We start from the raw sequence: 13,460 nt of genomic DNA, 5'->3' as shown, positions 1-13,460 counted from the left end.
AGATCAAGCCGCCGGCATGGGCTGCCTTTGCAAAGACCGGGGTACATAAGGAGATGCCTCCCGAAGACCCCGACTGGTGGTTTATCCGGGCAGCAGCAGTGCTGAGACGCGTCTATGTCGACGGCCCTCTGGGTGTCGAACGGATGCGGAGTTTCTATGGAGGGAACAAGAACCGCGGCTCAAGACCGAATGCTTTCCGGAAGGGCAGCGGCTCTATTCTCCGAAAGGCCCTCCAGCAGCTTGAGGCCGCAGGGCTTATCGCGCACGACAAGACCGGGCGCAGGGTATCTCCCGCCGGCATGGCGTTTCTGGACAGCATGTCCAAGGATGTTCTCGCCAACCCGCCGGCCCCGGTCCCGAAACGGGTAAAGCCGGTTGCTGAAGAGCCAAAGAAGGCTGAAGGCAGCAAGAAGGGCGGCAAGGCCCAAAAGGGCGAGAAGTCCGACGATGTGAAGGGCGAGAAGAAGCCTGCCGCAAAGAAGGGCGAAGGCAAGAAAGAGAAAGCTGACGGCAAGAAGCCCGAAGCATAAGTCTGGTGACATTCCATGGGAGACGACGAGTTAAGTGAGATCCGGAAAAGGAGGATGGCACAACTCCAGCAGCAGGCAGGCCAGCAGCAGGAGGAACTCGAACAACAGCAGCGTCTCAAGCAGCAGATGCAGATGGTAATGATGCAGATTCTCGAGCCCGACGCCCGGGAACGCCTCAATACCATCAAACTGACCAAGCCGGACTTTGCCGGCGCCGTGGAACAGCAGCTGGTGATGCTCGCCCAGAGCGGGCGTCTCAAGCAGAAGATCACCGATGCACAGTTTAAAGAACTGCTCCGGCAGCTTGCGCCGGCAAAACGAGATTACTCGATCACCAGAAAGTGATGAAAGCAGGAGTGCTTTACAGCGGCGGGAAGGATAGTTCCCTTGCAGCGATCATGCTGGGTACGTATTACGAGGTTGAACTCAACACGTTTGTGTTCGACCCCGCCCGCTTAATCCCGACAATAGAAAATGCCGCGCAGGCGCTGGGGTTTCCTTTGAGAAAACGGGTATTTCCCGAAGGTATGGCAGAAGAGATGGCAGACATGGTAATTTCATGCGGATTCCCGAACGATGCAATCAACCGCATCCACCAGACTGCCATCGAGACCCTTGCCGGTGAGTATAACATCGTCGGCGACGGGACACGATTTGACGACCGGGTCCCGATGCTTACCAGGGCGCAGGTGCAGAGCATCTGCGGCCGGACCGGGAGTACGTATGTGCGCCCGCTCCTTGGCTACATGCGATCCGAAGTCGACCGGCTGGCGGACCGGTTCCTCGTTGTAAATTACGGGGAGACCGGGACGATCCCAAACGGCGATTACGAATCTGAGATCAGGGCGACGATCCGTGCCCGCGGAGTTGATCCCGCCACCCTGTTCCCCCCGCACCACGAACAATCTCTTGTGGTAGGAAGAAAGAAGAGCAATTAACAAAATAAGGTGAAGACTATGAGCAGGCTCAGCAAAGGAAGGAAGATCCGGCTGGCAAAGGCGTGCGACCAGAACCGGCGCGTGCCCCAGTGGGTCATGATCAGGACAAAGAGGGCTGTTGTTACGCACCCGAAGCGGCGCAACTGGCGCAGAAGCACGTTGAAGGTGTGATCATGGCAGAACAGATGCAGGAGCACATCTACATCATCCCTCTGCGGAACGTACGCCGGATGCCCCGGTGGAAGCGGGCGAACGGTGCAATCAAGGATATCCGCAAATACCTTGCCAAGCACATGAAGACCGAGGATGTCAAGCTTGACAAGACCATCAACGAGAAGGTGTGGAGCCGGGGGGCCGAGAAACCGCCATCAAAGATCCGGATCCGCGCCATGAAGCTGGAAGACGGGCAGGTCCAGGCAGAACTTGCCCCGGAATCGTAAGCATATGGAACGCACAACCAACTTTGCCGGGGATCCCAATATCGGGGTTTTTGCCCGGGTCGCAGGCGATATCGCGGTGATCCCGCCGGAAGCGACGGATGATTTCCGGGAGGCGCTTAAAGAGGCGCTCTCCGTGGAACTCGTTGAGACGACCATCCAGGGCAGCTCGATTATCGGATCACTTGTTGCAGGGAACAGCCGGGGCCTCGTGGTCTCGGGGCTTGCAACAGAGAGCGAGCTTGCGGTGCTTAAAAAGCACCGGAAGGTCATGCTGCTCTCTGATACGATGAACGCAGCAGGGAACGTGATCATGGCAAACAATACGTTTGCCGTGGTGCACCCGGACCTTCCTGCCGATATCGCTGCGGCAGTTGGGGAGTTCCTGGGGGTCGTTGTGATCCACCTGACGCTCGGAGGCGTGCGGACGGTCGGCATGGCCGGCGCCGCCACGAACAAGGGTGTGATCGTGCACCCGAATGCGACCGCGCAGCAGATTGCACAGATCGAAGCGGTGGCAAAGGTACCGGTCGGTACCGGCACGATCAACATGGGCAGCGGCCTTATAGGTACCGGACTTCTCGTGAACGACACGGGCTACATTGCCGGTAACGCGACGAGCGGGTTTGAACTCGGCAGGGTCGAGGATGTATTTGGATTTCTGGAGTGAGTAAGTATGACAGAGCAGAAGTATGAAGTGAAAGGAACATTTTTGATGGGCGAAGACTGGGTGCCCTACACGAAAGTGATCGCGGCACCGAATGAAAACCAGGCTAGGGAACGCACGTTTGCGGTCTTCGGCAGCAAGCACAACTTGAAGAGACGCTACATCAAGGTCGATGGCGTCAGCCTGGCAAAGACAGAGTAAATCTTTTTTCTTCGGGATCCCGGTGGTATCCGCCGGGAGTTTCGGAAATTTGTGTTTTTAAACATTTTCATTACGTGGACATAATTGTTTTTAAGGTGAAACGGACTCAAGGGACGCCCGTATTGCCCCATTCCTGATCAAAAATCATGGGAGAAAATGACAACCGTTATTATCCCCTACTCTCCAAATTCAGTCAAACAGGGCTGACCGGATTTTAGATCAGAACATCCCTGATTGAGCCTGACTAAATACGTGTCACCCGGTTTTTGTAGGGTACTATCCGAGTGGTGTAGATGAGTTTGAAACCGTATGGTCTGGATCTGGAAAGGGTTTTGATTATTAAGAGGGTTGATCTTGGTACTGGGGTTAGTGGAATCTCGTGCACGTTCCGAAACGTGATACCATGAAACACACATCATCCCTGATAGCAGTTATTGTCGTGCTTCTGCTGTTTATCGGTGTGGTATCTGCGGTCACTGTTTTTCCAATACTCGACCCCGATTTCTTCCTTACCGACCCATCCGATTCCTGGGATGTATCTCTTCATCAGGAAACATCCTTTACCGGTTCGTCTAACACCCGTGATATAATCTGGTCAGAACATAACTCCCCACAACAGGCTGACATTACAGCAACCGGCGCCGGAACCATTACGGTAACCGGAACCAATGGCTCGTTTGCAATGCATCTCAGCAGTATAGGTCATACCAGTGCGGTTCAGCCAGTATTTCCGGGAAAAAATCTGGCAAACGGGAACCGACTGGATATTGTCCGTCCCGGATATACTGAGTGGTACATCAGCCAGGATGAAGGAATCGAGCAGGGTCTTTCTCTTCAGACCCGGCCGAATGGAACCGGACCCCTGCAGGTTTCCTACACCCTCTCAGGGTTACTTCAGCCGGTTCTTACCGGTCAGACGATTCTCTTTTTTGACACATTCGGCCCGACAATGCGATACGGCGGGCTTGCAGCGCAGGATGCTGCCGGACGGGCGCTCCCATCTGAAATAATGCTCTCCGGCAACCAGATTTCCTGGCAGATTGATGAACGGGATGCGGTTTACCCGCTCACAATAGATCCGTACATTAGCACGCAGACAGCGATCCTCAATGCTTCGGATAAGGCAACCGCTGCCAGTTTTGGGACTTCCGTCTCGATATATAACAATAAGACGGTCATCGGGGCAACAGGGGCTCCGTATAACAGTGGGGGAATGGCAGGGCAGGCATATGTCTTCCAAAACACCGGGGGAATGTGGAGTCAGACCGCAATTCTGAACGGGTCGGATATAACAGGAACCAGTGCCGGGTTCGGGAATTCGGTTTCGATCTACAAGGATACGGCACTTATAGGAGCAAAAGATCAATCGTTCGGTCCATATTCCCAGGCCGGGGAAGCATACGTCTTTAAAAATTCCGGGGGGACGTGGCGTCAGACTGCAATTCTTAATGCCTCGGATAAAGCAGACTATTACACCTTCGGGGATTCGGTCTCAATCTATAATGATACAATTATCGTCGGGTCGTCCACTGCTAAATCCGGCCTGGGATATTACAATGTAGGTGCGGCGTATGTTTTCAAAAATTCCGGGGGATCGTGGCGTCAGGATGCGATCCTCAGCGCTTCAGATAAGATGGCCGGTTCCGATTTTGGATATTCGGTCTCGGTCTACAACGATACGGCGGTTATAGGCGCGATTTATGCCCCCTCCGGAGTATATACCTCAGGACAGGCGTATGTTTTCAGGAATGCCGGAGGAACGTGGGGTCAGACAGCGATCCTCAACGCTTCGGATAAGGGGAGTAATGCCGAGTTCGGGAATTCGGTATCGATCTATAATGATACAATACTCGTTGGGGCGCGGAGCGCCACGTCTGGCGGGTATAAAAATGCGGGGCAGGCGTATGTCTTCAAAAACAATGGCAGCAACTGGAATCAGATAGCGATCCTCAATGCTTCGGATAAAGCGGCCAGTGCCGGTTTCGGAGGATCGGTCTCGCTCTCTAATGATAGAGCGCTTATCGGTGCGAAGGCAGCCAACGCGGGCTCCGGGTCTACCTATAAAAACGCCGGGCAGGTCTATGTATTCCAGAATACAGCGGAAAACTGGAGACAGGTAGCGATCCTTAACGCTTCGGATAAAGCAAGTAATGCCGGGTTTGGGGATGCGGTATCGATCGACAATGGAATGGTACTGGTCGGGGCCCGGACTGCCACATCCGGGAGTTATAAAAATGCGGGACAGGCGTACGTTTTTACACTTGTTACCTTGCCCCCGGCTATCATCAGCATCTCACCGGCATCCGGCCCGGCACGGGGTGGTACCCCGGTTACCATCACCGGAAGCGGACTTATCGGTACAACGGCAGTAACGTTTGGCAGTACTGCAGGAACCATAACGGGAATCCCTACAGATAGATCAATTACCACGATCTCCCCGCCCGGAACCGGGACTGTTGATATCATCGTCGCCACATCAAGTGGTATATCAGCGATTTCAACAGCAGACCAGTTCACCTACCAGCCAGTTCCGACTATCACCAACATTGCACCGGCGTCAGGTCCGGCTCGTGGAGGGACCCCGGTTACCATCACCGGACGTGGATTTACTGGTGCAACGGCAGTAGTCTTTGGTCTTGGTAACGTGGCAACATTCACAGAGAACAATGATACTACAATCACCGCAATATCACCCCCCGGGACCGGAACCGTTGATATCATTATCACCACATTGAATGGTTCATCGATGCCCTCAGCGACCGACTTCTTTTTCTATCAGCCAGCTCCGATCATCACCAGTATCATCCCGGCTACAGGTACTACAACGACAAGTGTTTTGATTACCAACCTGACCGGCACTGGTTTTACCCCGGGTGCAAAAGTCACAATGGAAAGTGAAAACGCGCTGGCGATTCTTCGGGGAGGATCACCAATGACAGCAACCAGTGTTACCGTCACTTCACCCATAAAAATCACCTGTACATTTAATTTAACGACCCTGACGCCCGGTTTGTATCGTATCGTGGTTACTAATCCGGACGGGCAGACCGGACTGCTGGAAAACGGGTTCACGGTTACAGGACTAACACCGACAGTAACAGAAACCTCTGTCATCACACCACTATCATCGGGTGATGGTGGCAGTTCCAACTCCGTAAATTCCGGAAGACTGAGCTCCTATGGTGTAACCTCATCCGGAGCACAGGCTGGCCAGACCATGACATTTGCTGTCAACCAGCCGGTCACCGCAAATGCACCCGGTGCCATCATATCAGTCGGTGTTATTCCCTTGACAGATCTTGGTCCGACCGTGATTACTGTGGCGGACGCCACAACGATCGACACATCCCGGATCACTGGTCGGCAGACTGCCCACATTGCATCGATCGAACTTGTCGGGGTGAACCCATCCGCAATAAGCCAGGGGACCATCACCTTTGCGGTAACAGGGAGCTGGCTCTCGCAGCACGACGTGACTCCGTCTGATATTGTACTCATGCGCAATCACGATGGCCAATGGTCAGAACTCACTACAACATTCGACCACCAGTCCGGGGATACGTATTATTTTGTCGCAACGACGCCGGGCTTCTCGTACTTTGGTATCACGACCCGAGTGAGTGCGGAGACTATGAATAACAGTATAGTGACTGAGACCCCGGTGGCGACCGGGATACCAGACACGGTAACTCCCCCGGCGCCCACGACCATCCCCACTTATCCCTTATCAGATCCACGACCTGCGATGATACAGACTACGGCGATTCCTGCATCTGTTGCAGATCCTGCCGGCTCATCCGGTATTCCGGTCGTCGCCGTGATCGCCGGCACCGGTGGGATAGTGATTGTTGCGGCTGTCTTTGCCCACAGATGGTGGATACGCAGGCAGAACCCGGCGTTGTTTAAGGAATACGATTGATGGAACAATGCCCTCTTTTTCCGAAATCATCAGATCACGACACGGTTTTTTATCAAAATTTTCTCCCGGTAAAAAGCGTCTGGTTAATAACCCATGAACGGGGAGATGGATGATAGGTACAGAAATGCTGCATTTCCCTTCACGAGGGAACACGTGAACAAACCATGCAAACGAAATGGATTCTCCTGCTGGCCCTTGCGTTCATCGCCGGGATCGTCGTTGTCCTCCCGATTCTTGCCCCGGGAGTAACACCGGCAGGTATCGTGCAGGATGGCCAGGCCACTGCGGGAGATGCATTCATGCTGGTAAACCAGTCCGGGATTGCCCTCATTCTGTATGACGATGCCTTAACCGCAAATCCGGGTGATCCTGTCCTGTTAAAAAAGAAAGCCGAGGCTCTGATACACACCGGGCAGACAGGAGAAGCCGGGCAGATCTACCAGCAGTTATTCTCCTCGAACCCCAATGACCCGGAAATCCTGGTCCGTATGGGGGATTTCTCCTACTGGAACGAGGATTACCCGGGGGCGATCTCGTATTACGATACCGCGCTCTCGATCCAGCCAAAGAACGCACAGATCATGCTGCGGGATGGGGATGCCTGTCTCATGCTCGCCGCCACACAATACCAGGAACAGCATGTCATCTTCCTCGATTCCCTGGACTCCTACCGGAAAGCGCTTGACGAGTACGCACAGGCGGAAAAGCTCGACCCCCGGCTCTCAGCGGCGGTCTCGGCCCGGACGCTGGCGGCTGACCAGTACGAGGCAGGCGGTGATGAGCAGAACCTCATTGCCGCTCTTCGGACATCTGCATAAGGAACTAGGGATATCTTTTCCGGCAACGCTGTGAGCCCTGCCAGGGTGCCGAAATACCCGTCTGTTTCTGCCCGGACCGATGCACTGATCACCCGGGAATACCTACCGGAAATACGTATGAAGATCCTGTTCTGCGGCGAGGGCTTCCCTGAGGCCCGGAGGCAGCTTGCCACCCTTCTCCCGGATGACGAGCTCCTCGCTTTCCCCCCCGACAAGCTCGGTCCGCACATCGCGGAGGCGGACGTGGTCGTGCCGACCGTGAACCGGGTGGACGAGGAGCTCATCAGGAAGGGCACGTTCGGGCTTATCCAGCAGTTTGGCGTGGGCCTTGAGAGCGTGGACATCGGGGCGGCAACAAAAAACGGTGTCATGGTCGCGAGGATCCCGAGCGAAGAGTCCGGCAACGCAGCCTCGGTTGCCGAGCACGCGATCCTCTTCATGCTCATGCTTTCCCGGAACTGGAACCGGCTTTCACGGGCACGGGAAGAAAACAGACCCCTCCCGTGGGGATCTCCCGAGGGACAGGCGCTCCTCGGAAAAAAAGTCTGCATTGTGGGCCTCGGCGGGATCGGAAGGGAACTCGCCCGGCGGCTCGCCGGCTTTGGCGTCCGGATCACAACCGTGGATGACCACCCCGGCCGGACGGTGCCCGACATAGAGATCGCCCGCCAGTATTCCCTTGCCGAGATTCCTGCTGCACTTGCCGAGGCCAATTATGTGGTGCTCTCGCTTAATTACACACCGGACCGGTTCCACCTCATCGACACAGCAGCAATCGCAGCCATGAAATCCGGAGTGTATCTCATAAACGTGGCCCGGGGCGGCCTCATCGACCCGGACGCTCTGCTTGCTGCCCTGAAAAGCGGACATGTTGCCGGCGCCGGCCTCGATGTTTTCTGGGAGGAACCGGTGGACATGAGCCACCCGATATTCTCCGAGAACGTGATCGCAACACCTCACACCGCAGGTGTCACGGACGTATCGTACGAGGGCATTGCCCGGGCGTTCGCGGAGAACATGAAGCGGTACGCGGCCGGGGAAAAACCCCTGTACCTCGCCAATGCACCCGACCGGCTGCGCAAGGCGCGACCGGGCCAAACGGTCATGCGATAGGCAGACCGCTTTTCACGGAAATGACCATGACAGAACACGGTGACCGGACAACCCCGGCAGACTTCGCCTACGCACACCGCGGCATCATCCTGCTGGTCGTACTTGTCGGCCAGTTCATGGCGGTGCTTGACAATAACATCGTCGCCATCGCGCTCCCGACAATCACGAGCGCCTTTCATGTCCCGCTCGGCCAGTCCCAGTGGATCGCTACCGCGTACATCATCACGATCATCGCCACGGTGCTCATCTTTGGCACGATCTCCCCGGCTCTGGGCAAGTCCCGGCTTTTCATTTTCGGCCTCCTGCTCTTTGTGGCAAGCTCCGCTGCCTGCGGGCTTGCCGGCTCGCTCCCGATGCTTATTGCATCCCGGATCGTCCAGGGGATCGGGGCGGCGATGCTCATGTCCATTTCCATGGCGATCATCATGCAGGTCTTCCCTCTCCACGAGCGGGGAAAGGCACTCGGGTACGTGACGGCAACCATCGGCCTTGGCCTTATCATCGGGCCGGCGCTCGGGGGTATCCTTGTCGAAGCCTTTGGCTGGCCATTTATCTTCTTTGTCAATGTCCCCATCGGCCTCGCGCTGCTCGTCCCGACCCTCCGCTACCTCAGATTCGGGGATGCCGGCGGGAGCATTGCCCGGCTCGACTGGCCCGGCATCGTGCTTCTCATCGTGCTGATGGCCGGCCTTGCCCTCTCCTTAAACGAGCTCGCAAATCCTCCGGTAAACGTGATGTATCTCACCGGGTACGCGGTTTTTTCCTGTGCCGCACTCGCCACGTTTGTAGCCCGGGAGCGTACCGCTTCCTCCCCGCTCGTTGACCTCTCCATCTTCTCGGAACGGCGCTTCGTGATGCCGGCCGCAAGCCTCATCCTCTACTTTGTTGCGACGTTCATCCTCCTGATCATCCTGCCGTTCTACTTCGAAGGGGTCATGGGATGGAAGCCCACGCAGGTAGGATTCATGGCCTTTGTCATGCCGGTTGCCATGATCGCAAGCGCCCCGGTCTTCGGGTGGGCATACGATACATTCCCCTCGAAGAACTACCCGGCAGTGGGTGTCGCGGGGATGGGCGGTGCGTTTCTTATATGCGGCTACGGGTTTGCCACGCAGGATGTCCCCCTCATTGTGGTCGCACTCGTCCTTGCCGGGCTCTTCCGGTCGGTCTTCCAGGGCCCCAACGTAATTGAGATCATGGGCGCCCTGCCGGCCGACAAGTCAGGGATCGCGTCGAGCATTCTTGTCACTTTGCAGGACCTCGGGATCATGCTCGGCATATCCGCGGGAAGCATTCTTCTGGTCCTCCAGCTCGACAGCCTCGGGTACACCGGCGCCATCCTTGACGCAGGGGCCGCGGTGCTCCCGGCTATTTTCGGGAATGCGATGTATGCCGGCGGGCTCTGCTGTTTTGCTGCCGCAGCGCTCACGTACAGAAGATAGTGCATACAGGTATCTCGCTGCCATGGTATCCTCCCGGGAAGTATGTCCCAAACGATGCACTACTCCCTATTTGTAGTGTCGGTACCAACAACCAGTCATACTACACGGGAGGGGGAAAGAGTTGGTGAATGCGAAGAATGTCAAGGGAATCCATCATATTGCCATACGGGCAGAAAATTTCGAAGATTCGGTCAGGTTCTACACGACAGTACTCAATTGCACCATGAGGCACACCTGGTCGAACCCCGACCGGAATATCAGACAGGTCGCGATGCTCAGGACCAGCGATGGAAACGGGTTTATCGAGATCTTCGATCGCGACGCAGATGTCGCATCGGAGGGACGGACGAGAAGACCGGGGGAAGAACCGGTCGGTGGTGCCCTGTTGCATTTTGCCGTGACCGTGAACGATGCAGAACAGGCCTACCATGAGGCGCTGGCGTTTGGCTGCCGTTCCTGCGTCCCTCCGGTGACCCTTGAACTGGGCCATCCCCCTGTACAGGTAAAAAATGCCCTTGTCTATGGACCGAACGGCGAAGTCATAGAATTCCTTGAGGAGAATGCATTCTGATCTTTCCATATATCCCTGAGCTGGTCCCGAAGGAACGGGCCGGTCGATGGAACAGAAAAGGAGTGTAAATCATGTATGTTATCGGCATCAACGGAAGCCCGCGAAAACACGGGAATACGGCAACGCTTCTGGAACACGCCCTTAAGGGGGCGGAATCGGAGGGGGCAGAGACCGAGATTGTCCACCTCTACGATCGGGAGTATACGGGATGCACCAGCTGCTTTGCCTGCAAAACGCTCGGCGGGAAGAGTTACGGGAGATGTGCGGTAAAAGACGGCATCACCCCCCTGCTTGAAAAAATCGAAAAAGACGCAGACGCGATCATTCTCGGATCGCCGATCTATTTCGGGACCGATACCGGTATGATGCGGTCATTCCTGGAACGGCTGATGTTCCCGTACCTGACCTACACCCTGCCGCACGGCACCCTGTTCCCCCGGAAGATCCCGACAGGGTTCATCTACACGATGAACATCCCGGAGGAACACGTGAAGGAATATGGCTATAATCTGCACTTTGCAGCAAACGAAAACGTCCTCTCCGCTCTCTTCGGGTACTCAGAGCACCTCTGTGCGTACGATACGTACCAGTTTAAGGACTATTCAAAGGTGCTCTGCACGATGTTTGACGCAAAGAAAAAAGCAGAGCGCAAAAAGACTGTTTTTCCGGAGGACTGCAAAAAGGCTTACGGGATGGGGGCGCGGTTAGCCCGGAAGAATCTGGCATGATGCACCCGTCCCAAAAGGACAAATCCATATTAATTCCCGCACCTACACTACCGTATGCCATCTCCCATGGTCGGACGGAAAATCGGTGTTGGTGCGATCACCGCACCTGACCCCAAAAACGTGAAAGGCACCCGGGTGCTCGGGATCTCGGGGTCGAGCCGGCAGGAACCGGGCAGGTCAAAGTCCGAACGGCTGCTCCTTGAGGCGCTCGACCGGTGCAAAAGTCTTGGCTGCGAAACGAAGTTCATCAGGCTCAAGGACCTGAAGATCTACGACTGTGAGGGCAACTACTCGGAGAACCCCGAGTACTGCACGTATCCCTGCCAGTCCTCGATGAAGTACGAGGATGACGAGATGGATACGGTGTATACGGCCGTCCTCGACTGCGATGTCCTTTTTCTCGCGACTCCCATCCGGTGGAACAACCACTCGGCGCTCGTCCAGAAGTTCATCGAGCGGATGAACTGCATCGAGAACCAGTACTCATGGTTCGGCAACCGGATGATCAAGAACAAGGTCGTAGCGCTCATCATCATCGGCCACGTGGACGGGATGCAGCACGTGGCGGGGAACCTTTTGAATTTCTTTGCCTGGATGGGCTTCCACAGCCCCGAGGTCTCGATCGCCTCGTGGGTCGGGGAGAACAACGAGGACACGACACGGGACTGGGAACAGATCACCAAAAACCCGTACACGCAGGAAGACCTCACCGACATGGTGAACAGCTCGCTCCGCCTTGCCTGCAGCCTCAAAAAAGGGAACTGACAGGTGGCAAAAAAAGCCGGAAAAGCATTCATATCCCCGCATCTTACCGGGATACACGGACAATCGTTCAGGAGAGACTTCGATGCTGTACAGGAAATTTCCAAGGGCACCCATGGATCTTTCGATCCTCGGGTTCGGGTGCATGCGCCTGCCGGTGCAAAATGACCGGCAGATCGATGAACCACAGGCAACAAAGATGATCCGGTACGCGATCGACCATGGGGTCAACTATATCGATACCGCGTACCCATACCACGAGGGGCAGAGTGAGCTGGTCGTCGGGAGGGCACTTCGTGACGGCTACCGGGAGAAGGTGCAGCTTGCGACCAAGCTCCCGAGCTGGCTAATCGCGAAAAGAGAGAATATGGACCGGTACCTCAACGAGCAGCTCCAACGCCTCGGGACCGATCACATCGACTTTTACCTTGTCCACGGACTCAACCAGACAACGTGGGAGACGACGGCCCGGCTCGGGGTTCTCGATTTCCTCGATGAGGCGGTTGCCGACGGCAGGATCCGGTACCCCGCATTCTCGTTCCACGACGCCCTGCCGCTCTTTAAAGAGATTGTCGATGCGTACGAATGGACATTTGCCCAGATCCAGTACAACTTCATGGACGAGAAGTACCAGGCAGGTACCGAGGGACTGGATTACGCGGCAGAACGGGATATTGGCATTGTCGTGATGGAGCCGCTCCGGGGCGGCCTCCTGGCAAAGGACGTCCCGGGGGTACAGGGGATCTTCGACCGTGCAAAGGTCCGGCGTACCCCGGCAGAATGGGGCCTTCGCTGGGTCTGGAACCACCCCGCGGTCACGGTTGTCCTCTCCGGCATGTCGACCATGGAGCAGGCAAGAGAGAACATCGCGTACGCACAGAAAGGCCTGCCCGGCTCGCTCTCCCGCGAAGACCTTGCGGTCATCGGAAATGTCAGGGATGAGTTGGCATCAAGGATAAAGATCCCCTGCACCGGGTGCAACTACTGCATGCCCTGCAAAAACGGCGTGAATATCCCCGGGTGCTTTGAGTTCTACAACCAGGCGCATATCTACGACGCAAAGGAGCATTCAGGTGGGATCTATGCCTGGGCTCTTGGCGGCATATTCGGCGGCATTCCCGCGTTTGCCTCCTGCTGCCTTGCGTGTGGCGAGTGCGAGGAAAAATGCCCCCAGGGTCTCCCGATACAGAAGCATCTCAAAAAGGTTGCAGAATATTTCGGGAAATAACCCAACGCTGTCCACCTTCCTGAATCCATCGGAGATCCCTTCATCAGGTCCGATGGATCTCTTTTTGACGTGGTGCAGGCCGGATTCCCCAAAATCCCGAGAATAC

The 13,460-nt window shown here is 55.9% G+C and carries 15 protein-coding genes; all 15 read left to right on the top strand.

What is annotated here, in order from left to right:
* Positions 1-530, top strand: a 530-nt coding sequence (locus WCE46_RS00630) for a 30S ribosomal protein S19e (protein ID WP_424731766.1), incomplete at its 5' end; no start/stop codon positions are given.
* Positions 531-545: 15 nt separating this feature from the next.
* Positions 546-875: a DNA-binding protein gene (locus WCE46_RS00625; RefSeq protein ID WP_424731765.1), complete on the top strand. Its 330-nt coding sequence runs from the start codon at positions 546-548 to the stop codon at positions 873-875.
* Positions 875-1,468 (top strand): DUF7411 family protein, encoded by a 594-nt coding sequence (locus WCE46_RS00620; RefSeq protein ID WP_424731764.1) that lies wholly within the window; start codon positions 875-877, stop codon positions 1,466-1,468. Before WCE46_RS00625 ends, WCE46_RS00620 begins: the two co-directional genes overlap by 1 nt.
* A gap of 18 nt (positions 1,469-1,486) precedes the next feature.
* On the top strand, positions 1,487-1,639 hold the full coding sequence (locus WCE46_RS00615) for a 50S ribosomal protein L39e (protein WP_424731763.1): 153 nt from the start codon (positions 1,487-1,489) through the stop codon (positions 1,637-1,639).
* A 2-nt stretch (positions 1,640-1,641) separates the two neighbouring features.
* Positions 1,642-1,908, top strand: coding sequence for a 50S ribosomal protein L31e (locus tag WCE46_RS00610; protein WP_424731762.1), 267 nt, complete (start codon positions 1,642-1,644; stop codon positions 1,906-1,908).
* 4 nt (positions 1,909-1,912) lie between these two features.
* Positions 1,913-2,575: a translation initiation factor IF-6 gene (locus WCE46_RS00605; RefSeq protein WP_424731761.1), complete on the top strand. Its 663-nt coding sequence runs from the start codon at positions 1,913-1,915 to the stop codon at positions 2,573-2,575.
* Between the two features lie 6 nt (positions 2,576-2,581).
* Positions 2,582-2,773, top strand: a complete 192-nt coding sequence (gene rpl18a, locus WCE46_RS00600; protein WP_424731760.1) for a 50S ribosomal protein L18Ae — start codon at positions 2,582-2,584, stop codon at positions 2,771-2,773.
* A 403-nt stretch (positions 2,774-3,176) separates the two neighbouring features.
* Positions 3,177-6,692 (top strand): IPT/TIG domain-containing protein, encoded by a 3,516-nt coding sequence (locus tag WCE46_RS00595; RefSeq protein WP_424731759.1) that lies wholly within the window; start codon positions 3,177-3,179, stop codon positions 6,690-6,692.
* A 164-nt stretch (positions 6,693-6,856) separates the two neighbouring features.
* Positions 6,857-7,510, top strand: coding sequence for a tetratricopeptide repeat protein (locus WCE46_RS00590; RefSeq protein WP_424731758.1), 654 nt, complete (start codon positions 6,857-6,859; stop codon positions 7,508-7,510).
* 117 nt (positions 7,511-7,627) lie between these two features.
* Entirely contained in the window at positions 7,628-8,623 is a 996-nt protein-coding gene (locus tag WCE46_RS00585) for a 2-hydroxyacid dehydrogenase (RefSeq protein WP_424731757.1), read from the top strand.
* A gap of 26 nt (positions 8,624-8,649) precedes the next feature.
* Complete coding sequence (locus WCE46_RS00580; RefSeq protein ID WP_424731756.1) at positions 8,650-10,065, top strand: MFS transporter; 1,416 nt, start codon at positions 8,650-8,652, stop codon at positions 10,063-10,065.
* 124 nt (positions 10,066-10,189) lie between these two features.
* Positions 10,190-10,636, top strand: a complete 447-nt coding sequence (locus WCE46_RS00575; protein ID WP_424731755.1) for a VOC family protein — start codon at positions 10,190-10,192, stop codon at positions 10,634-10,636.
* A gap of 71 nt (positions 10,637-10,707) precedes the next feature.
* Entirely contained in the window at positions 10,708-11,364 is a 657-nt protein-coding gene (locus tag WCE46_RS00570; protein ID WP_424731754.1) for a flavodoxin family protein, read from the top strand.
* A 66-nt stretch (positions 11,365-11,430) separates the two neighbouring features.
* A complete protein-coding gene (locus WCE46_RS00565; RefSeq protein WP_424731753.1) occupies positions 11,431-12,129 on the top strand; it encodes a flavodoxin family protein in 699 nt (232 codons plus the stop codon).
* 112 nt (positions 12,130-12,241) lie between these two features.
* Positions 12,242-13,354 carry an aldo/keto reductase gene (locus tag WCE46_RS00560; RefSeq protein ID WP_424731752.1) on the top strand — a complete coding sequence of 371 codons (1,113 nt, stop codon included), beginning with the start codon at positions 12,242-12,244 and terminating at the stop codon, positions 13,352-13,354.
* Positions 13,355-13,460: the final 106 nt, after the last annotated feature.

It is taken from the genome of Methanoregula sp. (genome assembly GCF_049690535.1).
Taxonomy (GTDB): Archaea; Halobacteriota; Methanomicrobia; order Methanomicrobiales; family Methanospirillaceae; genus Methanoregula.
Note: the sequence above shows the minus strand (reverse complement) of the source record. Positions and strands in the feature narration are given on the sequence as shown.